Raw genomic sequence first — 19,850 nt, forward strand, 5'->3', positions numbered from 1 at the left:
TGTGCACTCAGACCCGGCTGCGCACGATCAGCGCACCGGCGTTCCCGTCATGGCCGACCGACGTGACCAGGCCGACACGAGGCCGCTCGGACGGCTTGCCGCGCCAGTGGGCGAGCAGGCCCGCGAGCTGCATGGCGCCGCTGGCGCTGTACGTCTCGCCCAGCACCTCGCCGACGCGCACCTGCTGCGGCAGGTGCCCGAGCGCGAGCCGGACCGCCCGTTCCTCCAGCCGCTCCAGCCCCAGGTGGTGGGTGGCGCCCAGGGACACCACGTCCACGTCCTCGGCACGGACCGCGCTGCGCTCCAGCACCCGGGTGATGGCCGCGGCCAGCCCGTGGGTCAGCCCGCGCCGCCCCTCCTGGCGCTGGTTGAGGCCCGCCCAGCCGTTGTAGCCCACCTCGCAGGCCAGCAGGTCCGCGAGGGCGGTCTCCTGCTCCTCGGCGGTCGGATCGGACGTGACGACGAAGACCGCCGAGCCCTCGCCGACCGGCGCCCGCTCGCTCAGCGTCCCGGCGTGGTGCCACGCCCAGGCCGTCGGAGCACTCAGCTCCTCGGAACCGCCCACCAGCAGCCGGTCGGCGTGCCCGACCGACATGGCCATCCGGGCGTGGCGGAAGGCGTAGAGACTGGCACTGCGCCCGCCGGCCACCGTGGCGTTCAGGCCCTTGAAGCCGTGCCGGATGGCCATCTGGCCGGCGCTGACGTTCATCACGCTGTTGGAGAACTTGCCGGGGTTGATCAGCTGCGGCTTGTCCAGCGTCAGCGTGTCGTACAGCAGGTCGGTGTACCCGGCGATGCTGCCGGTGTTGGTGGCCAGAACCACACCGGTCCGGGCCGGCTCCGCGCCGGCCCCGTCCGGACCGGCCGATTCCAGCGCCTGCTTGCAGGCGACCAGGCTCAGGCCGGTGAGGCGGTCCAGGTACTTGATGCCCTTGCGTCCCAGGTGGTCGGCGAGCTTGAAGCCGGGAACCGGCCGGACCGGACGCGGGGGGTAGTCCCCGGCGCCGGGTCCCGCGTCGGCGCCCGCTGCGGCCTCCCCGTCCAGCAGGGCGGCCAGGGGGGCCAGGCCGTAGCCGGCGCTGGAGACCACCCCGGCGCTGACGACGGTCAACGGCCGCACGGGCGCCGCTGTGGTCACGAGTACCTCCCGAGAATGGTGATGACGTTGTTGCCGCCGAAGGCGAAACCGTGGTTCTGGACGATCTCCACCCGGGCGTCGCGTCCCCGGCCGGGAACGACGTCCACGCCGGGACCCAGCTCCGGGTCGATCTCCACCAGGTTGGCCGTGGGCGGCAGGAACCCCTGCTCCAGGGCCTTGCAGGAGGCGATGGCACCGAAGCCGCTGGCCGCGCCCATGGTGTGGCCGAGCATGGACTTGATCGAGCTGATGGGCGGCAGCCGGTCACCGAACACCTGGCGGACCGCGTTCACCTCGGTCGAGTCGTTGGTGGGCGTACCCGTGCCGTGCGCGCAGATGTAGTCGATCTGCTCCGGGGTGACCCCGGCGTTGCGGTGGGCGGCCCGGATGCACGCGGCGATGCTCGTCGCGTCCGGGTGCACCATGTGCTCGGCGTCGCAGTTCGCGGCGTAGCCGAGGACCTCCGCGTAGATGCGGGCACCACGGGCCAGCGCGTGGTCGAGGGGTTCGAGCAGCAGCGCCGCCCCGCCCTCGCCGGTGACGATGCCGCCCCGGTTGGCGTCGAACGGCCGCGGCAGGTCGGCGGCCATGGCCCCCAGGGCGTAGAACCCGGAGTGGGTCAGCCGGTTCACCACGTCCGCGCCGCCGGCCAGCATGAAGTCGGCCTCGCCGCTGCGCACCATGTCGAAGGCGTAGCCCAGCGCGTAGTTGCTGGCCGAGCAGGCGGTCGGGATGGTCTGGGCGTCGCCGGACAGGCCGAGTTCGGCGTTCACCGCGTTGGCGATCTGGCTGGCCGGCATCTGCCCGACCAGACGGGGCTCCAGGCCCTTGAGGCCCTGGGTGAGCCACTGGCCGCCCAGGCTCTGGCCGACCGCGGACTCGCCGCTGGTGGTGCCCATGATGGAGCCGGACCGGCTGGAGGAGAGGACCTCGGGCTCGATGCCGGAGTCCTCGACGGCCAGGCGGGCGGCCGCGGCCGCGAGGAGCCCGCTGCGTCCCCACCGGTCGGGGTCGAGCCGGCGCAGGATCTCCGCCGGCTCGAAGTCGTTGACCTCGGCGGCGTTCCGGCTGGGGAACGGACTGGCGTCGAAGCTGCGGATCGGCTCGATGCCGACCCGGCCCGCCCGGACGGCACCGGCGAAGACCTCCGCACCGATGCCGACCGGGCTGACCGCTCCGAGCCCCGTGATGACGACTCGTCGCAAGGGCGTGTCAGGCATCAGTTGCCCGCGCATCCTTCGACGGCCACCAGGAGGGAGCGCAGCGTCTCCAGGGACTCCAGCTCCTCCTTGGGGATCACGTAGCCGAGCTCCTTCTCGATGCGGGAGACGACGGTGATGAGGGTGAGGGAGTCGCTCTCGTAGTCGTCGATGAAGTGGCCGTCGTAGGTCAGTTCACCGTCCTCCAGCTCCAGCTCCTCGTTGACGATCTCGCGGACCTGGGCCTCGAGGTCGGTTCTCAGGTCGACAGTCTGGGCGCTCATGACGTTTCCTCTTCCTGGATGGCGATGGTGTGTGGTGGTGGGACGGGACGGGGCGGCGGGAACTACGCGGCCGGGGCGGTCGGCGGCTGGAGGGTGATGGCGCCCATCTGCGCCAGCATCAGCAGGTCCTGGCGGTAGCCCCAGTGCTCGACGACCAGGCCGTTCTCGATGCGGTAGATGTGGGTCTGCTCGACGTCGACGTCGCGCTGGCTGGCCTCGAAGCCGAGGAAGTTGCCGACGTGCTTGCCGGTGAAGCGCAGCCGCAGGATGGCGCGGTCGCCCTCGGAGAAGCTGTCCAGGTGCTCCCACGTGGCGCCGGCGAAGGCGCTGTGGACCCAGCGGGCGGTGCCGAGGTAGCCGAGCGGGCCGCCCGGGGTGCCGGGAGGGGCCTCGTGGTCGATGAACTCGGCGCCGATGTACTTGTGGGCGGCCTCCTCGTTGAGGTCGTTGAAGACCTTGCCCATCTCCATGGCGAGTTCGAGTGCTTCGTTGCTCATGACACTGCTCCTGAATCGGTCGGGATGTTCGGGATGTTCGGGGTGTCGGTGGTCGGTGGGTACGGGGCCGGCTCAGTGGCCGGCGCCGAGGCCGCCGGTGACCGGGATGACGCCCGCGGTCACGTACGAGGCGTCGTCGCCGGCGAGGAAGCGCACGGCGGCGGCGACCTCGGCGGCGGTGCCGGGGCGGGCCAGGGCGGTCCTGGCCAGGGCCTGCTCCCGGCGGGTGTCGGTGATGTCCTGGACCATGTCGGTCTCGATCAGGCCGGGGGACACCACGTTGACCGTGATGTTGCGGCGGCCGACCTCGATGGCGAGCGACCGGGCGAAGCCGATCAGCGCCGCCTTGGAGGAGGCGTAGTTGGTCTGGCCGGGGGCGCCGGCCATGCCGCTCATCGACGACATGTAGATCAGACGGCCCCAGCGGGCCTTGATCATCGCCGGGATGACCTCGCGGGTGACGGTGACGGCGGCCTGGAAGTTGGTCTCCATCACCGCCCGGAAGTCCTCGTCCGGCATGCCGATCAGCAGCTGGTCGCGGGTGATGCCGGCGTTGGAGACCAGCACCTCGACGGGGCCCTGCTGGATGGTCACGTCCTCGACCGCCGCCCTGACGTCGTCGGGGTCGGTCACGTCGCACCGCACGGCGTAGAAGCCGGGGGGCGGCTCCCCGCTGCGGTAGGTGATCGCGACCTTGTTCCCCTCGGCGGCCAAGGCCTCTGCGGTGGCGAGTCCGATGCCCCGGTTTCCGCCGGTGACGAGTACGGAGCGACTCATGTGCACCTCCTCTTGTCGTGTCGCCACGGGCCTTGTGGTGGTGGCGGTGTCGGGGACGGCCGGCTCATGCGACCTCGTCCCACAGGGATTCGAGCCGGGCGGCGGCGCTCTCGGCGTCGGTGAAGAGAACCGTCCGCCATCCGGCCGCCTCGGCGCCGGCGCAGTTGTGCGGCAGGTCGTCCACGAGCACGCAGCGCTCCGGGGCGACGCCCGCCCGCCGCGCGGCGAGTTCGAACATGCCGGGGGACGGCTTGCGGTGACCCGTCTCGAAGGAGAGCAGGACGTCGTCGAAGAGCGCGGAGGGGTCGATCATCCGCCGCCAGTGCCGGTCCCAGGCGGGCACCATGTTCGAGAGCATCCCGACGAAAGCCCCCCGGTCGCGCGCCTTGCGCAGCTGGGACACCCAGGCGTGGTTGGTCTCCCGGCCGTCGAACCAGGCGTCCGCCATCGTGGTGAGGCGGAGGGTGACGCCGTGCTCGGATTCCAGCACGTCACCGATCTCGCGGAGCCACTCCTCCTCCGTCACCAGCGGCGTGTCGATCGGCAGCATGATGTCGGTCGTGCCGTACCGGGCGGTGACGGTGGCCAGGGCCCGTCCGAGGACGGCCTGGTCGACGCCCATGGAGGCGCAGAACTTCTCCATGGTGTGGCCGAGCGGAGGGGTGAGGACGCCTCCGAAGTCCGACCAGATCGCCAGTCGGGGCGCGGTGCTGTCAGGCATGGTGGTTCCTCGGCTGGAGTACGGGATGCGGGATGCGCGATGCGTCGTCGACGGTGACGGTGAGCGCCGCGATCTCCTGCGCGTCCTGGAGGAACCGGACGCGGATCACGTGGCGCCCGGGGCCGGCCGGTACCCGGTCCGCCGACACCGTCAGGGGTACGTCCAGCTCCGCGAAGCGGTGGAACTCCGCCTCGAAGCCGGAGGCGTACACCGGCAGGGGGGCCTCCCCGGGGGCCCGGCCGGCGGTGCCGGCCGAGTAGACCGCCACCTGGCGGGCCGCCTCGACCAGGGTCATCGCCGGCAGGTGGTCGTAGGCGTGGTCGAACAGCGCCGGGTTGTCGAAGCGCGGTACGACCTGGGCCACGACCGAGTCGCCGGTGACCTGCGGTTCGGTGAGGACGACGTTCAGCGGGTTGTCGCGGCCCACCAGTTCGGGGGCGACGCGCCCGGCCGTGCGGGACACGACGTCCTCGGTGAACTGCGAGCTCAGCGGTGCCGGTGTGCCGCGCTGCGCCTGGCGCAGGATCTCGTTCTCGTGCTTCTTCAGGAAGAGCACGTCCATGGAGTGGTCGCCGACGTGCACGTCACCCATGTGGATCCGCTGGACGAGCCGGCCCTTGCGGAACCGGCCGTTGCGGGCCGGGGTACCGAAGAAGTCGGTGTCGATCCGCGGGGTTCCGGTTTCCCGGCCCACTTCCAGAGCGTACAGATTCTTCATCTGGAACTGGAAGGTGTTCACGATGGCGATGGTGTCGATCGGAATTCCCACGTGAACGTGGGAACCCGCGATCGATACCTGTCGCCCCGCCTCCAGGAAAATCAGGGAATCGTGCAGCTTTGGCCGCGACCGGTGGTCACTGTAATAGAGATGGGTCAGCGGAAGGTGAATTCCAGCCGTCACCGCCATGGGCCGCAGCGTTTGAACATCCGTGACGAAGACTTCGGTAATCGCGGAACGGTGCACGAGTGCCCGTTCGATGGTGCGGCCGTAGTCGATGTCCTGGATCACAGAAGAGGTGGCGTCCTCAATCACCTGCGTGGTCATACGTCTTCCCTCCAGACCACTTCTCCGAAGTGAACGGTTGGCTTGCGGGTGGGCAGGGCCGCGGTCAGCCGACCGGGACCGACACCCGCTCCGGCTCGACGGCGCCGGGGCCGTCCTGCGTCGCACGGCGCCTGATGAACAGGGCGCTCACCGCGCCCAGCAGGACCACCGCCGTGCCGATCCACAGGGCCGACTGGAGGCTGTCCGTGAAGGCCGCCCGCGCGTCGCCGGTGCCGGCGCCGGCGAACTGCCGGCTGAAGACCGCCGTCAGGGCGGCGACACCCAGCGCACCGCCGAACTCGCGGCTGGTGTTGTTCGCGCCGGAGGCCTTGTTGTGCTCGCTCTCCCGCACCGCGGAGATCACCGTGGCCGGGTTGCCGGCGAAGACGAGGCCCATGCCGATGCCGGCCAGGGCCAGGGCGGGCACCATGGAGCCGTAGCCGACGTCCGGGGTGACGATCAGGGCGATCCAGCCGAGGCCGAGGCCCTGGAGGGCACAGCCCACCGCCTGCAGGATCCCGCCGCCGACGCGGTCCACGAAGCCCATCGCGACGGGCACCACGATCATCGGGGCGACGGTCCACGGGAGGGTGCGCAGTCCCGCCTCGAAGGGCGAGAAGCCCATCGGGCCCTGGAGGAACTGGCTCAGGAAGAAGATCGATCCGAAGACGCCGAAGTACATCGTGATCGACACCACGTTGCTGAGCACGAAGGCCGGGACGCGGTACATGTGCAGCGGGATCAGCGGGCTCGCGCTCCTGCGTTCGTTCATGATGAACGCGACCGCCAGCACCACCGCGACGCCCAGTCCGACCAGCGTGGTGCTCTGGGTCCAGCCGTGGTCCGCGGCGTGGACGATGCCCCAGACCGCCGCCACGACCGAGCCGGTGACCAGCACCATGCTGCGGACGTTCAGGTTCCGTTCCTCGCCCTTGCTCTCCTTGACCGCCCAGAAGGCGAGGGGCAGGGCGATGACGCCGACCGGCACGTTGATCCAGAAGATCCAGCTCCAGTCGATCTGCTCGGTCACCAGGCCGCCGGCCAGCGGACCGACCGCGATGCCGAGGCCGTTGACGCCGCCCCACACACCGACGGCGGCGTTGCGCTTCTCCCGGGAGACGGCGGCGACGGCCAGGGTGAGCGAGACCGGAAGGATCGCCGCCGCGCCGGCGCCCTGGAGCACGCGGGCGACCACCAGCGTGGCGACCGAGTCGGCCACCGCACAGCCGATGGAGGAGGCCGTGAAGAGCCCGACGCCCCACAGGAAGACCCGGCGGCGGCCGAAGCGGTCACCCAGCGCCGCACCCGCCAGCAGCAGACCGGCGAAGGCCAGCACGTAGCCGTTCATCACCCACTGCAGCTCGGACTGCTTGACGCTGAACTGCTCGGCGATCTCGGGCAGGGCGTTGGTGACGACCAGGTTGTCCAGCGACACCATGAACATCGGCAGGGAAGTGGCCACCAGCGCCCAGACGGCGGCCGGCCCCTTGTTCGTCGCCATCATCGGCCGTACCCCCCGGACTCCGAGCCCGGAATGCGGCGGAGGGTGACCAGGTCCGAGGTCCGGCCGGCCATGAGCTCGCCGACGTCACCGCTGAGGACGTAGTCGCCGTGCGGGGTCACCGCCACCGTCGTCGGGCCCTGGGTGGCCCACGGGTCCACCCGCTTGCTGAAGCCCGCGGTGCGCCAGCCGTCCTTCGACTCCAGGACGGTCACCGCGTCCACCCCGCCGGGCACGCCCACGGCGGCGCCGATCGAGTTGGTGACGACGACCAGGGAGCCGTCGGGACGCAGCCCGAGGCCGTCGGTGCCGACCAGCGGCCGGGGGAGCTTGACCTCGGTCACCCGGCGGTGCGCCGGCGCGTTCGGGTTGATCCTGAACATGAGGCCGGTGTCGTAGCGCACGGCGAGCAGGTAGCCGTCCGGGTGCCAGACGATCCCGTTCAGACCGACGATGTCGGCGGCGAAGCGGGGGTCGGTGACCACCGGGGTGACCTTGCCGTCGAGGCCGATCCGCTGGATCGTGTCCGACACGGAGTCCGTGACGTAGATGTTCCCGCGGCGGTCGAAGGTGAGGTCGTTGGCGAAGGTGCGTCCGCGCCCGCCCGCCACGTCCACCTTGCGCTGCAGCTTGCCGGTGTCCAGGGCGAAGACGGCCACGCCCGAGGTCGGCGGCTGGTCGCCGACGTCCAGGCGCTGGCGGACCCAGAAGTCGCTGTAGGCGACCAGGATGCGGTTGCGGGCCACGTCGACGCGGATGCCGAGGGTCGACACCATGCCGATGCTCGGCGCCAGCTCCTTGATGCCGCCGTCCTGGCCGATCACCGAGAGGTTGCCCTGGGAGGCGGAGCCGACCAGGAACGCACGCCGGGTCGGGTCCCAGGCGATGCCCTCCGGGTAGAGCTCGGCCGCCCGGCCGGTGATGACGTCGGCGCCCTGGTGGAGGCTCACGGACCGGGCGGCCGCGGGGAGCGGCTCCGCCACGGCGACGGCCGGCAGCGCGAGCGGCGCGATGGACGCGAGCACGGCCACGCCGGCCGCGGCTGCCGCTAAGGGCAGTGAACGGAACACTGTTCTTCCTTCTCTCGAACGGTACGGGGCAAGGGGGTGGGGTGGGGGTGGGAGTGCCGGGGGCGGGCCGGCGGCCGGTCAGGAGGCCCGGCTGCCGACCAGCACGCACCGCTGCACGCGCCTCAGGTCGTCCGAGGGCTCCAGGCCGAGTTCGTGCGCCAGGACGGTGCGTACGTCCTGGAAGGCGCGCAGGGCGTCGCCCCGCCGGCCCGACCGGTGCAGGGCGTCGATCAGCCGTGCGTGCAGCCATTCGTTGTACGGGTGGCTGGCGACCAGGTTCCGCAGCTGGGGCAGGACCTCGCGGTAGTAGCCCAGCCGCATGGCCACCTCGATCCACTTCTCCTGGGCGTGGAGCTGGAGCTCCTCGATCTCCCGGGCGTGTGCCGCGAGGACGTGCCCCTGGCGTACGTCGGCCAGGGCGGGCCCCCGCCACGTGGCGAGCGCGTCGCCGAAGCTCTCGTATGCCGCTTCCAGGTGTCCGGCCCGCAGCTCCTGATGGCCCAGGGCGCAGGTCCTGCGGAAGACGGCCAGATCGGTCTGGTGTTCCTCCGCGTTGAGCGAGTACCCGGTCGCCTCCGTGGTGAGCAGGTCCTGCACCGCCTCGTGCCCGAGCCACTGACCGAGCTCCTGGCGCAGGTGGTAGACGTGCGTGCGGACCGTGTTGACCGCCGTGGCCGGCGGGTCGCCTTCCCACAGCTCGTCGATCAGGTGGTCCACCGGCACGGTTTCGTTGGCCCGGACGATGAGGAGGGCCAGCAGTTTGCGCACCTTGGGACCGCGGGGGCGGTAAACAGAAGCGCCGTGGCGCATTTCGAGCGGACCCAGAACACGGAATTCAGGATTTCGCTCAGGGCGGGTGGAGTGGGCGGCCAGCCAATCGTCGAGGAGATCGGGCCGGGACCCGTTGTCGGAGGTGATCGGCTGCGGCATCAACAGCGGCATGACTACGAATCTAGGAGCACCGCACGGATCCGGACAGACGTCCTATGGTGCACCCCCCATGCCTCCTTGGAGGCAATCCGATCACCCGGAACGCGCCGAGGTTGGCCGGAAGAAGACCAAAGCTATGCTGCCGAGAACCAATTGAAACCTCCGACGGTCCTCGATGACGCGGGCGTCCGGGCCCCCGGAAAGGAGAGTGCACGATGCGTCTGAGACTCCTCGGACCCTTCCTCATCGTCACGGCCGACGGCACGTCCCACACCCCGGGACCGCCCAAGGTCGCCCAGGCCCTGGCCCTGCTCGCCACCCAGCCGGGCCAGGTCGTCGGCTCGGACACCCTGGTCCGCGAACTCTGGCGGGAAAGCCCCCCGCGCACCGCCCTCGCGACGGCCCAGACCCACATCCACCACGCCCGCAGGCGGCTCGACGAACTCTCGGCCGGAGAAACGTCCCGGCCCGTCCTGATCACGTGCCCCTCCGGCTACATGCTCCACCTCGAAGACCACCAGGCCACCGACGTGCGGGAACTCGAAGACCTCGTCCTGCGCGCGGAGGCCGAACTGGGCCGGGGCGACGCCGAAACCGCCTCCGCCCACATGAAGAGGGCCCTCGCCATCAGACGAGGGCCCCTGGTCTCCAACATCCCCGTCGGACACGTCCTGGCCGGCCGCCGGGCCCGCCTGGAGGAGCTGTACGTCCAGGCACTGGAACTCCACATCGAGATCACCGTCCGGCTCGGCCGCTACCGCGAGGTGATCCCGCAACTGCGCCTCCTGGTCCACGACCACCCGCACCACGAGTGGTTCCACGGCCACCTCATCGCCGCGCTCCACCGCTGCGGGCGCCGGACCGAGGCCCTCCAGGCCTACCGGGCACTGGAGCGGATCCTGGGCGAAGAACTCGGCCTGAGCCCGCTGCCCGGCACCCGCCGGCTCATGGACCTGGTCCTCGAACCGAACCCCGACGGCTCCCCCGCACAGCCCCCGTGGTCCGTCCTCCCGCGCGCCGGCAGGCCGGCGACCACCCCCCGGTGACCGCCCCGCCGGCGGGCGGCGCCCGATCCGACAGACCCTAGGGCTCCCGGCGGCCTTCCAGATAGGCCGTGTGCGTCTGCTGCCGAAGGGCCTCCCGGTCCTGGAGCTCCGCCGTCAGGCGTTCCGCTTCCTCCGACAGCAGCGACAACTGCCGCTCCAGATGACGCTCCGGGGACTCCCCGCCCGGCGTCAGCCGGGTCCACCAGCGGGTCCGGTTGTACGTGTCCACGCACTCCGGCACGTCCAGCCGGACCGCCCGCGCCAGCGCGTGCACCGCCTCCGCCTCGGCCGCCAGGACCTGCGCCGGCCACCCCGGGTCCAGCAGGGCCGCGTACAGGTCCAGCAGCTCGCTCAGCTTCCCCTCGGCGGCCGGCGGCAGCTCCACCCCCGCCACGTAACCGCGCAGCCGGCCCAGGTCCTCCCGTACGAGGCCCAGCTGCTCCGCGGGGCCGGGGAACGGCGGCGGCGGGGTCCGGTCGGGCGGCGCGACCAGCGCACCCGCCCCGTACAGCCCCGCGACCACCGCCGGCCAGTACGCCCCCGCCACCCCCGCCAGCGTCAGGCCCAGCCCGAGGAGCCCGCAGGCGCTGCCCCACAGGTTCTTCCGCGACTCCAGGTACGAGAGCGCCCTACTGGTAACCACGGATCTCCTCGAAGGCTCCGTCCAGCGAACCGTTCCCGTCCGTCGCGTCGAAGAGCCGGCCACCGGTCAGCTCCGTGATGTGCGTCAGCTCCTTGCGGTCCGAATCCCCGAACAGCACCGCGAACACCGGCGTGCGCTTCTGCGCCTGCGGCAGCCCGGCGTAGAAGGAGTCGAAGTCCTTCACCTTGTCCCCGCTCTGCCCGTCCGTCATCAGCACGATCGAGGTGAACGCGTCCGCGTCGCCCTGCCCAAGGTGCTGGTACGCGGCCTTCAGACTGGCGTAGACGGCCGTACCGCCCTCCGGGCGCAGCGACGTCACGTCACCCCGGATCGCGTCCAGAGCCGGCCCCGGATTGCCCGGCTCGACCACGTGCGTCAGCACCTTCTTCACCTTGTCCCCGAACGGCAGCAGCGTCACCTCCTCGCGGTCCCGGAACCGCTGCCCCGTCCCCGAACTCCCCGTCCCCGTCAGGTCGGTGAGCGCCGAACGCAGCCTCCCGATCCGGTCCGCCTCCTCCATCGAACCCGAGGTGTCCAGCACGTACACCGTCCGCGAGGGCCGGCGCAGCTCGTTCTCGTACGAGGCCAGCAGCCCGTCCGCCACCGACCGGGCCCCCGGGAACGGCAGTTCGCGGCGCACGGCCGGGTCCAGCCCGGCCGCCGGAGCCACCCCGGCCGCCACCGGCCGCCGGAACGTCCTCTGCGTGATCGCCTTCTGCGCCGCGTCACCCCGCAGGTACTCCGTCAGCAGCCGGCCGGACTCCCGCGCCCCCGCCGGAGCCGACGTCAGCAGCGTCAGCGGGTAGTGCGCCGTCACCACCCCGTCCTTCGGGCGGATCACCTTCAGCGGGGACTTCGCCCTGTCGTTCATCGACAGCAGCACCGACTCGTAGTTGACCAGCGCGTCCACGTCGTCCCGCTTCGCGTACGCCGTCGCGAGCCAGCCCGAGGAACCGGAGGTCAGCTTCTGCCCCTTGAAGAACTCCTTCAGCCGCGGCCGGGCCTTCTCCACGTCCGCCCCGGTCAGCGCCGACTGCGCGCCGGACAGCCCCGAGGCGACCGACACGAGCGTGGAGAAACCGGAGTTCGAACGCACCGGATCCGTCATCCCGTACGTCAGCCTCCCGGCCGCCACGGCCTCCTCGACCGCCGACCAGGTCACCTCCTCCGGCTTCCAGCCCAGCCGGGCCAGCGCCTCCGGCTTGACGCCGACGGCGACCGGCGAGGACATCACCGGCGTCTCGTTCGCGAGCTTCGCCGCCGCCTCGGGACGCAGCCGCAGGTAGTCGTTGGAGGACAGCCAGATCGCGTCGTACCTGCCGTCCGCCTTCCCCGAGGCCACCTGCTCGGCCGCGTCCAGCGTCCCCGACCAGGTGAAGTCGACGGAGACCCCGGTGGCGGCCTTGGCGTCCTTCAGGACCTGCGCCATGTCGGACAGCTCGCTGGAGGCCAGCACCCGGAGCCGGCCCTCCTTGTACTCCTGCGGCCCGGCGCCGCCGGACGCGGAGCCGCCCGTGCCGCCCGAGCCGCCCGGCGTCGGTTCGTCCGAGGTGCAGGCCGTCGCGCCCAGCAGGGCCGCGGCCAGGACCACCGCCGCGGCGAGCCGTCCGCGGACGCGTGCCGCGTGCGGCTTCGTCCTCGTGGTGCGCGCGCTCATCGCTCCCCGCCTTCCAGGACGTTTACCGTACGGGTGCGGGCCAGGTGCGCCGAAGCCGCCTGCAGCTCGCCCGTCAGGGACTCCACCGTCGCCGCCATGCTCTGCGTGGCCTGGACCTTGAACGTGTCGATCGCGTCGAGGGTCCGGTAGATCTGGGCGAAGGCCGTACGGAGCGTCTCCGCGCCCACGGCCGGGTCGGCGGCGATCCGCTGGATCTCCCCGCTCTGCGTCGCCAGCATCTGCGCGTTCCCCCGGATCAGCTCCTCGGTGGTGCCGCGCAGCGCGTCGACCTGCTCGGCCACCTTGCGCTGGCTGTCGAGCGCCGACGCCAGCATCACCGCGATCCGCAGTGCCGAGACGGTCGTCGTCGCCGCCCGGTCGACGCCCTTGACGAGCTCCTCGTTGTTGCGCCGGACCACGTCCATCGCCAGGTAGCCCTGCGCGCACACCGCCAGCTGCGTCAGCAGGTCCTGGTGCTTCTGCCGCACCGGGAACAGCACGTCGGCACGGAGCGCGTCCGCCCGCGCGGGGTCGGTGCGCTCGGCCTCCGCGATCCGCTGCTCGACCGCCGCGTCCAGGGCCTCGGTGAGCACCGCGTACTCCTGGAGCCGGCCCATCGTCTCCCACAGCCGGGCCCGCTCCGTGTGCAGGGCGGCGTTGTCGCGGCGCAGCTCGTCCTGACCGCCGCGCAGCGCGCCGACGATCCGGTTCAGGGTGTCCTGGGAGGAGGCGTACCTGGCCACGTGGTCCCGGAACCTGTTGCCGCCCGGCAGCTTCGCCAGCAGCCTGCGGGCCCCCTTGGCGGGCGCGTCCCGCGGGTCCAGGTCCTCGACGGTGCGGCGCAGCTCGACCAGCGACCCCGCCACCCGGACCTGGGCGTCGCCGCCGCCGTCCGCGCCGAGGGAGCGCACGGCCCGCTCCAGCATCCGGTTGGACTGGCCGGCGGCGGTCCGCATGTCGGCCGAGCCGAGCGCGGTGATGTCGCCGACGCGGGACGCGAACTCCGGCGAGCGGGCGTCGATCCCGGCGAGGGAGTCCACGTACTCGTCGGCCCGGCGGGCCATCTCCTCCCGGACGCCGTCCTGGAGCGGGACGAGGCCACGGGCCTGCTCGCGGCGGACGGCGGGCACCGGCTTGGGCGCGGTCAGCACCAGCGGCCCGTCCTCGGGCGGTGTCGGCGGCGGCGGTGTCAGCGGCGGCGGTGTCGGTGTCACGGCGTGCCCCCCTGCCCCTTGGCGCGGCCTGCCAGCGCCGTCAGGACCTTCACGGTCGGAGCGCTGACCTGGCGGATCCCGGTCAGCTCCGGGTTGAGGTACCCGGCGTACACAGTGGTGGCGGCGGAGAACTCGGCGGTCCCCTCCTGGGGGCGGAAACCGTGCCGCACGGCCAGCTCGCGCAGCTTCTTGTCGGTGGCGAGGAGCGTGCCGAGCTCCGTGGCCTTCTCGCCGAGCGGGACGAAGGTGTGCGGGGAGTTCACGGTCGTGTCCGGGTACAGCACGACCATGCTCGCGGCCTCACCGCCGGCCTGCTTCTGCATGAGCAGTGCGGCGACCTGCGCCTCGTAGGCGAGGACCAGCGGTTCGCCGCTGCCGCTGATGAAGGACCGGAAGGGCCCGTCGGTGCTGGGCTCCAGGGAGCCCTGGACGGAGATCAGCTTCCGGAGGAGGGGCGCGGTGCGCTCGATGCCGGCGTCGTCGGAGACGACCGTCTTGTTGTTCGCCACGTTGGAGGTGGCGCCGATGAACAGGGCGCCGGAGTTGGAGGTGGTGGGGTCGGAGGTCTTGACGAAGACCGTTCCGCTCAGTTCCGCGTGGGCCGAGGAGCCGGGGAGCTGCTGCCAGGTGCGGTCCTCGCCGGCCGCCTTGAGGAAGGGCTCCATCAGGAGCGTGCCGGTGTTCTTGCCGTTCATCCGGGCGAGGCCGTTGTCGGCGAGGACGCGGGCCGCGTTGGCGCGGGCGATGACCACGAGCGGGGAGAAGAAGGGCTTCGCGCTCTGCGCGCCCTTCACCCCCGCCTTCGCGGCGATCTCGTCCGCCGGTTCGCTGCTGCTGGGGAAGGCGAAGTCGTACTCCTTGAGGGCCAGCTGGTCCATGGCCCAGGAGCCCGAGGTCTCGGTCTTCACGGTGTAGCCCTTGGCTGCAAGGGCCTTGACGACGTCGGGATCGCGGAAGAACTCGGACTTCTCCGATCCGATGACGCCACGCACGGTCTTCGTTGCCGTGCCCTCTGATGTTCCGGTACCCCCGAGGACGATGACGGCGACAACGCCGCCCACCAGGAGGACCGCCAGAGCGATTCCAAGGATGCGTCTCACGGGGGCAGCCTGCTCACGGAAACCCACATTCCGCCGGGCGTTGGGTGAACGCGGGGTGTCCAGACGGTCCCGCTTCGAAATGCTGTGTGGGTGGGCGGGTGCTGGTGGGAGGGGGCGGGCGGCGGGAGGATCTGGGCATGGGTGTGAGTACGTCTGGGTCCGCGTTGAGGTGGCAGGGGTGGGTGGCGGGCATGGTCTGCCTGTCCGGCCTGCTGGTGTTCGCCCCGTTGGGGCTGTACGTCTGGGCCAGCGGGAGCCCCGCCGCCCCTGCCCCCGCCCCGCCGGAGGTACGGGTCACCGGGTGCCGGATCGACCCGCCGAGCCGGCGCGTGGTGGCGGTCCTGGAAGCCCGGGGCGAGGGCTCGTACGTCGCCACGGTCGAGTTCCGCGACCGCCCGCCGACCACCCCGGACGCCCGCGAATCCCGCACCCTGGTCCGCCTCCCGGGCCTGACCCGCGACACCCCCACCGCCGCCCGCACGGAGGCCGTCGGCCCGGTGTGGGCGGCGGGGACGGGGGTGTGGTGCGGGGTGACGGGGGTGGCGGGGGAGGGGTGAGGTCGGGGCACCCTGGAGGGGGTGGGGCGGTGTTCCCTCGCCCCATCTCAGGGAGGGTTGGGGGCTTCCCGCCAGTCCCATCGTCCTTCCGGTCCGGGCCGGTCCCTCAAGGGCGCTCCTTCGTCGCGTCGCTACGCGATCGCCTTCGGCGACCCTTGACCGACCGGCCCGAACCGGAAAGCCGAAAGACTGCCGGGAAACCCCCAAAGAAACGGGACGGACGATCCTTGGAGGAGCGGGCATCTCAGTGCTATGAGGGGCCAGGAGCCGGCCCGCCGGGCATCCGGGTCCTCACGCCTGCGATTCCGGGCCGGGGGCGCGACTACCCGCACGACAGGTCGACCAGAGCGACCTACGGAGCCCCCAGACGCGCCGGATCGCTACGCGCTCCTCTCGTCTCAGCGTCCGACGACCGTCCGGGGCTGGTGTACGACGCCCTGCGGGGCGGTGAGGACGACGGTGCGGCCGTCGGGGTCGGTCAGGGTGCGGGGGGAGTCGTCTGTCAGGCCGAGGCGGAGGTAGCCCGTCTCGGGGCGGCGGGTGGCGGGGTAGAGCTCCAGGACGGTGCCGTCGGCGAGGGTCGCGGCGTAGTGGTCCGGGCCGTTGCCGTGGCGCTCCGGGACGAGGTCGAGGCCGAGGCCGGCATAGAAGTCGCGGCACTCGTCCAGGCGGTTCGTGTAGATGACCAGCAGGTCGATCGTCATGCGGAGGTCTTCTTCCGTCCGAGGACGGCCGTATAGCCCTGGAGCAGCAGGTCGACGCACCCGAGGGCCGCCCACACGAGGTAGAGCGTGCGGTGCTCGGGCTGTGAGGCCGCCAGCATGACCGCGATCGCAACGTTCACCGTGGTGAACAGCGGGCGCAGGAAAGGGTTGCGGGCGAGGAATTCAAGCATCGGTCCATCCCTCCGTCGGGCGGGACATCCGCCAACTCGGCTTGCACGCTGGGGTGATGCGGCCCCCTCTGGTATCCCGCTCAAGGTATACATACCATCGGGGGTATGCCAAGGAAGAATGAGTCCGAAGAGCTCGAAGAGCGGGACCTTGCCTACCGGATCGCCCAGGCGGTGTACGACCGCCGGATCGAACTGGGATGGTCTCAGCGCCAGTTGGCGGAGGCGGCCGGGATGCGGCAGCCGCACGTGTCGCGGCTGGAGGCGGCCCGGAGCCTGCCGAGCCTCGATGTCCTGCACCGGGTCGCGGAGGCCATGGGCACCGACCTCACGGTGTGCCTCGTGCCGCGCGAAGCCGCGAAGGCGGCGGAGGTGGTCACCCGATGAGACTGCCGCACCGGCACTCCGGGTACGCGCTGGAGGCGGTCGCGGCCGCCGTCGTGATCACCGCCCTCGTGGTCACCCGTGGGACCGGGCTCCTGGGCCTGGTCGTCTATGCGGCCGGGCAGCTCCTGATGATCGTCCCCGGCGCGATGCAGATCCGGCACCACTTCGCGCCGCCGTGCGCGGAGTGCGTCAAGGTGCTGCCGCTCAACCCGGCCGAGTCCGCGCGGGAGCCCGGCAGGGCGCGCCGGGCACTGTGGGCGTCCCACGCCTTCTTCGGCTCCGTCCCCCGGTTCGGCCTGGTCCTGTTCGCGAACACCTCCCTCGCGGTCCTGGGCTGTGCCCCGCTCTACCACCTGCTGGGAATGGAGGGAGCACAGCGCAGGGCGTACCTCTTCCTGATCGCCGGGATCGTCCTCACCGTGGCCACTACGTGGACGACCCGTACACACAACCGCCTGGCGCCCTGGTGCCCTTACTGCGACGACGGGGACGAGGGCGACGAGGAGCCCGCCATGGACCCCACTGACGGGCGAGGTCAGCCGGCCCCGGCGTGAGTGCGGTGTCGTCAGCCGAGTGCCTTCTCGATGGCCTCGAAGATGTCCGCGTCCGTCTCCTGCTGCCAGGACGGGAGGTCCGGCCAGTCGGCCACGTAACCCGGCTTCGGGTCCTCGAAGTGCTTGAACATCTGAGCGGTCCAACAGACGGCGACGAACCGGCCCTTCTGCTCCCGCGACAGGCGTGCGGTGGCAGCGCCGCTGATCTGGACGAACTGGCGCACCTGCGCGTACACGGCGCCCGCCGCCTCGCGCTCCCACTGAGGCGTCTCGTCCCACGGAGTCACGTAACCGGCCTTCGGCTCTCCGGGGAAGTGCTGTCGCACCCCCGCGATCCAGGCTTCGCGGAAGAGTCGTGCGCCTTCGGTCTGCGACATGTGAATCCCTCTCGTCGGCCCGCCAGAGCGTATCGTCCGCCCGGCGGAAACCGCGGTGCTCCGGGAGCTGAAAGGCGTACTTTGGCCATATGGCTGCTGAGCACTTGGGCGACCGTCTGAGTCGTCTTCGCCGCTTCGCCAACCTGACTCAAGAGGGTCTGGCGGAGCGGTCCGGTGTGTCCGTCGACGTGGTGCGCAAACTGGAGCAGAGGCGCAAGCACAGCGCCCGACTGCCCACGCTGCACGCACTGTCCAAGGGGCTTGGGGTCGAGCTGACGAGCTTGCTGGGCGATCCGCCCGGTGTGCCCTCGAACGGTGAGGCGGATTCCCCGGCGCTCGTGGCCGTGCGGCGGGCGATAATGCCGCCGTTGTTCGCCCCGCCCGAGGAGCCGACTGGTGCGGAGCGCTTGTCGCTCCCGCTTCTACGGGCCGAGTTGGCGGCCGGCTGGACCTTCTACCACTCCGCGGACTTCGGCCGCCTCATGGAGGTGCTGCCGGGCATCATCGCCGATGCCAGACTCCTGGCCGCCGTGGGGAACGCGGACCAGCGGGCGGCAGGTCAAGCGGCTCTGGGCAAGGCACTGCAGCTTGGCGGACACCTGGCCATTCGCCTGGGCAAGACGGACCTCGCCCTCTCGGCATTGGAGCGGGCGTACACCGCAGCGGGAGACTCGTCGGACCCCTTGCTCGCGCCGATGCTGTCGAACTCCGTGGCGTGGGCCTACCAGAGGCAGGCCAGGCTGGACGACGCACGCAACCTGGCCGTACATGCGGCGGACGCGGTGGAACGCGAACACACCGGCAAATCCGAAGGAGTTCGCGTCTGGGGCGCACTGCTGATGTCCGCAGCCACGTCGTACGCCAGGAGCGACGACTACGCGACGGCCAACGACATGATGGTGACCGCCGAGAAGGCGGCCGGCCGACTGGCGACGCTGCCTCCGCCGGCCGACGGCAAACTCGTCTCGGTGTTCAGCCGGTCGTCGGTGCGCATCGAGCGGGTCCGCCTCGCGGTCCAGCACGAGCGCCCGGAGGAGGCTTTGTCGCTGGCCAGGGGGATAAGGCTCAGCAAGGACACCCCGCCTTCGTGGCGGACGTGGCTGCTCCTGGACCTGGCGCGCGCTCATGCGGACTTGGGGGATGCCACCGGCGCACTGAAGGCCCTCGAACGGCTGCGGAGGGTCGCCCCGGCGTGGATGCGGCACCACACCCTGGCCGTGGCGATCGTCACGGATCTGTGGGCCGGACCGCACCACCCCCCGGGCCTGCGTCAGCTGAAGGACTTCCTCGGCATCGCCAACTAAGTGCGGAAAACTGGGATGTTGCGTCCCTGTGGTCTTTCGCCGGCCGACGAGGAGATCGAACCGTCCGGCAGACGATGCGAGGGGTACATGACCACAGCCGCGCAGACGACCCATCCGCTCGACCCCGACAATCCGTGGTTGCGGGCACGAACCACCAGCAGTCCCAGCACCGAGCTCCTTGATCGTGCGCTGGTCGGCTGGGAGCGCTTCCTCGTCACCTTCGAGGGAGCGTCCGATGAGTGAGTGCTACGAATACCTCCCCCACCGCCTCCTCCACCGACGCGTCCGAGACATCGCCTCCGGCACCGAAGGCGTCCTCATGGCCGTGATCAACGAGAACGTCTCCGACACCGGCGTCGAACGCTGGATGGAACTGGCCTACATCCGGGGCGCGTGCGGCCGCGAATTCACCACCGCCGCCACCAACGTCGAACCCGCCCCGGACCAGCCCAAGACGGCGGTCGGCCGCCGAGACCAGAGAAGCGCGTAGCGATCTGTCGCGCCTGTCGGATCCCCAGGTCGATCTGTTCATCCTCTGGTGCGGGTAGCAGCCACAGGCGGTCGCCGGACGCTGAGATTCGAGGAGCGCGTAGCGATCTGGCGCGCCTGTGGGCTCCGTAGGTCGCTCTGATCAACCTCTCGTGCGGGTAGCCGAGCACCCGGCCCGGGATCTGGACTCTTGAGGGCTCGGATGCCCGGCGGGCCGGCCCCGGCCCCTCGTTTCATCGCTGAGGGACCCGCTCCTCCAAGGATCGTCCGTGCCGTTTCTTTGGGGGTTTCCCGGCAGTCTTTCGGCTTTCCGGTTCGGGTCGGTCGGTCAAGGGTCGCCGAAGGCGATCACGAAGTGACGCGACGAAGGAGCGCCCTTGAGGGACCGGCCCGAACCGGAAGGACGATGGGACTGACGGGAAGCCCCCACCCCTCCCTGAGACCGCCCGAGGGGATACCGCCCCCCCC

24 protein-coding genes are annotated in these 19,850 nt (G+C 71.2%); 7 read left to right on the forward strand and 17 right to left on the reverse strand.

Features of this window, described 5'->3' with window-relative positions; genetic code table 11:
• Window positions 1-7: 7 nt before the first annotated feature.
• The 10 genes from D1J60_RS22190 to D1J60_RS22235 all read right to left on the reverse strand — a co-directional run bounded on the left by D1J60_RS22190 (window position 8) and on the right by D1J60_RS22235 (window position 9,174).
• Entirely contained in the window at window positions 8-1,138 is a 1,131-nt protein-coding gene (locus tag D1J60_RS22190) for a beta-ketoacyl synthase N-terminal-like domain-containing protein (protein WP_125822262.1), read from the reverse strand.
• Window positions 1,135-2,358: a beta-ketoacyl-[acyl-carrier-protein] synthase family protein gene (locus tag D1J60_RS22195; protein WP_241253361.1), complete on the reverse strand. Its 1,224-nt coding sequence runs from the start codon at window positions 2,356-2,358 to the stop codon at window positions 1,135-1,137. The genes D1J60_RS22190 and D1J60_RS22195 overlap by 4 nt, the downstream gene beginning before the upstream one ends.
• The gene (locus tag D1J60_RS22200; protein ID WP_125594598.1) at window positions 2,358-2,621 is read right to left on the reverse strand and encodes an acyl carrier protein; all 264 of its coding nucleotides are present in this window, start codon (window positions 2,619-2,621) and stop codon (window positions 2,358-2,360) included. Before D1J60_RS22200 ends, D1J60_RS22195 begins: the two co-directional genes overlap by 1 nt.
• 62 nt (window positions 2,622-2,683) lie before the next feature.
• On the reverse strand, window positions 2,684-3,118 hold the full coding sequence (locus tag D1J60_RS22205) for an ester cyclase (protein WP_125822263.1): 435 nt from the start codon (window positions 3,116-3,118) through the stop codon (window positions 2,684-2,686).
• 72 nt (window positions 3,119-3,190) lie between these two features.
• A complete protein-coding gene (locus tag D1J60_RS22210; RefSeq protein ID WP_164720942.1) occupies window positions 3,191-3,895 on the reverse strand; it encodes an SDR family oxidoreductase in 705 nt (234 codons plus the stop codon).
• A 64-nt stretch (window positions 3,896-3,959) separates the two neighbouring features.
• Window positions 3,960-4,616: an HAD family phosphatase gene (locus D1J60_RS22215; RefSeq protein WP_125822265.1), complete on the reverse strand. Its 657-nt coding sequence runs from the start codon at window positions 4,614-4,616 to the stop codon at window positions 3,960-3,962.
• A complete protein-coding gene (locus tag D1J60_RS22220; RefSeq protein WP_125822266.1) occupies window positions 4,609-5,661 on the reverse strand; it encodes an AfsA-related hotdog domain-containing protein in 1,053 nt (350 codons plus the stop codon). Before D1J60_RS22220 ends, D1J60_RS22215 begins: the two co-directional genes overlap by 8 nt.
• Window positions 5,662-5,725: 64 nt before the next feature.
• Window positions 5,726-7,165: an MFS transporter gene (locus D1J60_RS22225; protein WP_125822267.1), complete on the reverse strand. Its 1,440-nt coding sequence runs from the start codon at window positions 7,163-7,165 to the stop codon at window positions 5,726-5,728.
• Window positions 7,162-8,232, reverse strand: a complete 1,071-nt coding sequence (locus tag D1J60_RS22230; RefSeq protein WP_241253362.1) for an SMP-30/gluconolactonase/LRE family protein — start codon at window positions 8,230-8,232, stop codon at window positions 7,162-7,164. The genes D1J60_RS22225 and D1J60_RS22230 overlap by 4 nt, the downstream gene beginning before the upstream one ends.
• Before the next feature lie 78 nt (window positions 8,233-8,310).
• Window positions 8,311-9,174 (reverse strand): AfsR/SARP family transcriptional regulator, encoded by an 864-nt coding sequence (locus D1J60_RS22235; RefSeq protein ID WP_125822268.1) that lies wholly within the window; start codon window positions 9,172-9,174, stop codon window positions 8,311-8,313.
• A gap of 203 nt (window positions 9,175-9,377) precedes the next feature.
• Between D1J60_RS22235 and D1J60_RS22240 the strand changes: the two genes are divergently transcribed.
• Window positions 9,378-10,208, forward strand: coding sequence for a BTAD domain-containing putative transcriptional regulator (locus tag D1J60_RS22240; protein ID WP_125822269.1), 831 nt, complete (start codon window positions 9,378-9,380; stop codon window positions 10,206-10,208).
• A 37-nt stretch (window positions 10,209-10,245) separates the two neighbouring features.
• On the opposite strand, the gene D1J60_RS22245 is transcribed toward D1J60_RS22240, so the two are convergent.
• From D1J60_RS22245 to D1J60_RS22260, 4 genes are read right to left on the reverse strand one after another with little or no spacing between them, the layout of a single operon-like run.
• A complete protein-coding gene (locus D1J60_RS22245) occupies window positions 10,246-10,851 on the reverse strand; it encodes a hypothetical protein (protein ID WP_125822270.1) in 606 nt (201 codons plus the stop codon).
• Window positions 10,838-12,508 carry a VWA domain-containing protein gene (locus tag D1J60_RS22250; protein ID WP_125822271.1) on the reverse strand — a complete coding sequence of 557 codons (1,671 nt, stop codon included), beginning with the start codon at window positions 12,506-12,508 and terminating at the stop codon, window positions 10,838-10,840. The genes D1J60_RS22245 and D1J60_RS22250 overlap by 14 nt, the downstream gene beginning before the upstream one ends.
• The gene (locus tag D1J60_RS22255) at window positions 12,505-13,722 is read right to left on the reverse strand and encodes a toxic anion resistance protein (protein WP_125822272.1); all 1,218 of its coding nucleotides are present in this window, start codon (window positions 13,720-13,722) and stop codon (window positions 12,505-12,507) included. The genes D1J60_RS22250 and D1J60_RS22255 overlap by 4 nt, the downstream gene beginning before the upstream one ends.
• Window positions 13,719-14,822, reverse strand: coding sequence for a substrate-binding domain-containing protein (locus D1J60_RS22260; RefSeq protein WP_125822273.1), 1,104 nt, complete (start codon window positions 14,820-14,822; stop codon window positions 13,719-13,721). The genes D1J60_RS22255 and D1J60_RS22260 overlap by 4 nt, the downstream gene beginning before the upstream one ends.
• Window positions 14,823-15,004: 182 nt before the next feature.
• Here D1J60_RS22260 and D1J60_RS22265 point away from each other — a divergent pair, with 182 nt between their 5' ends.
• A complete protein-coding gene (locus tag D1J60_RS22265) occupies window positions 15,005-15,379 on the forward strand; it encodes a hypothetical protein (protein WP_164720943.1) in 375 nt (124 codons plus the stop codon).
• 398 nt (window positions 15,380-15,777) lie between these two features.
• Here D1J60_RS22265 and D1J60_RS22270 read toward each other — a convergent pair whose 3' ends face one another.
• A complete protein-coding gene (locus D1J60_RS22270) occupies window positions 15,778-16,083 on the reverse strand; it encodes a VOC family protein (protein ID WP_125822275.1) in 306 nt (101 codons plus the stop codon).
• The gene (locus tag D1J60_RS22275) at window positions 16,080-16,274 is read right to left on the reverse strand and encodes a hypothetical protein (protein WP_125822276.1); all 195 of its coding nucleotides are present in this window, start codon (window positions 16,272-16,274) and stop codon (window positions 16,080-16,082) included. Before D1J60_RS22275 ends, D1J60_RS22270 begins: the two co-directional genes overlap by 4 nt.
• Window positions 16,275-16,379: 105 nt before the next feature.
• On the opposite strand from D1J60_RS22275, the gene D1J60_RS22280 reads away from it, so the two are divergent.
• Complete coding sequence (locus D1J60_RS22280; RefSeq protein WP_125822277.1) at window positions 16,380-16,658, forward strand: helix-turn-helix transcriptional regulator; 279 nt, start codon at window positions 16,380-16,382, stop codon at window positions 16,656-16,658.
• The gene (locus D1J60_RS22285) at window positions 16,655-17,212 is read left to right on the forward strand and encodes a hypothetical protein (protein ID WP_125822278.1); all 558 of its coding nucleotides are present in this window, start codon (window positions 16,655-16,657) and stop codon (window positions 17,210-17,212) included. The genes D1J60_RS22280 and D1J60_RS22285 overlap by 4 nt, the downstream gene beginning before the upstream one ends.
• Window positions 17,213-17,223: 11 nt before the next feature.
• Here the strand turns inward: D1J60_RS22285 and D1J60_RS22290 are convergent, their stop codons facing one another.
• A complete protein-coding gene (locus D1J60_RS22290; RefSeq protein ID WP_125822279.1) occupies window positions 17,224-17,589 on the reverse strand; it encodes a hypothetical protein in 366 nt (121 codons plus the stop codon).
• A gap of 89 nt (window positions 17,590-17,678) precedes the next feature.
• Between D1J60_RS22290 and D1J60_RS22295 the strand changes: the two genes are divergently transcribed.
• From D1J60_RS22295 to D1J60_RS22300, 3 genes are all read left to right on the forward strand, one after another.
• Entirely contained in the window at window positions 17,679-18,893 is a 1,215-nt protein-coding gene (locus tag D1J60_RS22295; protein WP_125822280.1) for a helix-turn-helix transcriptional regulator, read from the forward strand.
• A gap of 87 nt (window positions 18,894-18,980) precedes the next feature.
• Window positions 18,981-19,136, forward strand: coding sequence for a hypothetical protein (locus D1J60_RS37365; RefSeq protein ID WP_164720944.1), 156 nt, complete (start codon window positions 18,981-18,983; stop codon window positions 19,134-19,136).
• Window positions 19,129-19,383: a hypothetical protein gene (locus D1J60_RS22300; RefSeq protein WP_125822281.1), complete on the forward strand. Its 255-nt coding sequence runs from the start codon at window positions 19,129-19,131 to the stop codon at window positions 19,381-19,383. The genes D1J60_RS37365 and D1J60_RS22300 overlap by 8 nt, the downstream gene beginning before the upstream one ends.
• The last annotated feature ends 467 nt before the right edge of the window (window positions 19,384-19,850 follow it).

It is taken from the genome of Streptomyces sp. W1SF4, assembly GCF_003950035.1.
GTDB lineage: Bacteria > Actinomycetota > Actinomycetes > Streptomycetales > Streptomycetaceae > Streptomyces > Streptomyces racemochromogenes.

Coding starts and splice junctions, on each gene's coding strand:
- D1J60_RS22195 (WP_241253361.1), bottom strand. CDS start 2,358: ATGCCTGACACGCCCTTGCGACGAGTCGTCATCACGGGGCTCGGAGCG.
- D1J60_RS22200 (WP_125594598.1), bottom strand. CDS start 2,621: ATGAGCGCCCAGACTGTCGACCTGAGAACCGACCTCGAGGCCCAGGTC.
- D1J60_RS22205 (WP_125822263.1), bottom strand. CDS start 3,118: ATGAGCAACGAAGCACTCGAACTCGCCATGGAGATGGGCAAGGTCTTC.
- D1J60_RS22210 (WP_164720942.1), bottom strand. CDS start 3,895: ATGAGTCGCTCCGTACTCGTCACCGGCGGAAACCGGGGCATCGGACTC.
- D1J60_RS22215 (WP_125822265.1), bottom strand. CDS start 4,616: ATGCCTGACAGCACCGCGCCCCGACTGGCGATCTGGTCGGACTTCGGA.
- D1J60_RS22220 (WP_125822266.1), bottom strand. CDS start 5,661: ATGACCACGCAGGTGATTGAGGACGCCACCTCTTCTGTGATCCAGGAC.
- D1J60_RS22225 (WP_125822267.1), bottom strand. CDS start 7,165: ATGATGGCGACGAACAAGGGGCCGGCCGCCGTCTGGGCGCTGGTGGCC.
- D1J60_RS22235 (WP_125822268.1), bottom strand. CDS start 9,174: ATGCCGCTGTTGATGCCGCAGCCGATCACCTCCGACAACGGGTCCCGG.
- D1J60_RS22240 (WP_125822269.1), top strand. CDS start 9,378: ATGCGTCTGAGACTCCTCGGACCCTTCCTCATCGTCACGGCCGACGGC.
- D1J60_RS22250 (WP_125822271.1), bottom strand. CDS start 12,508: ATGAGCGCGCGCACCACGAGGACGAAGCCGCACGCGGCACGCGTCCGC.
- D1J60_RS22270 (WP_125822275.1), bottom strand. CDS start 16,083: ATGACGATCGACCTGCTGGTCATCTACACGAACCGCCTGGACGAGTGC.
- D1J60_RS22275 (WP_125822276.1), bottom strand. CDS start 16,274: ATGCTTGAATTCCTCGCCCGCAACCCTTTCCTGCGCCCGCTGTTCACC.
- D1J60_RS22280 (WP_125822277.1), top strand. CDS start 16,380: ATGCCAAGGAAGAATGAGTCCGAAGAGCTCGAAGAGCGGGACCTTGCC.
- D1J60_RS22285 (WP_125822278.1), top strand. CDS start 16,655: ATGAGACTGCCGCACCGGCACTCCGGGTACGCGCTGGAGGCGGTCGCG.
- D1J60_RS22290 (WP_125822279.1), bottom strand. CDS start 17,589: ATGTCGCAGACCGAAGGCGCACGACTCTTCCGCGAAGCCTGGATCGCG.
- D1J60_RS22295 (WP_125822280.1), top strand. CDS start 17,679: ATGGCTGCTGAGCACTTGGGCGACCGTCTGAGTCGTCTTCGCCGCTTC.
- D1J60_RS37365 (WP_164720944.1), top strand. CDS start 18,981: ATGACCACAGCCGCGCAGACGACCCATCCGCTCGACCCCGACAATCCG.
- D1J60_RS22300 (WP_125822281.1), top strand. CDS start 19,129: ATGAGTGAGTGCTACGAATACCTCCCCCACCGCCTCCTCCACCGACGC.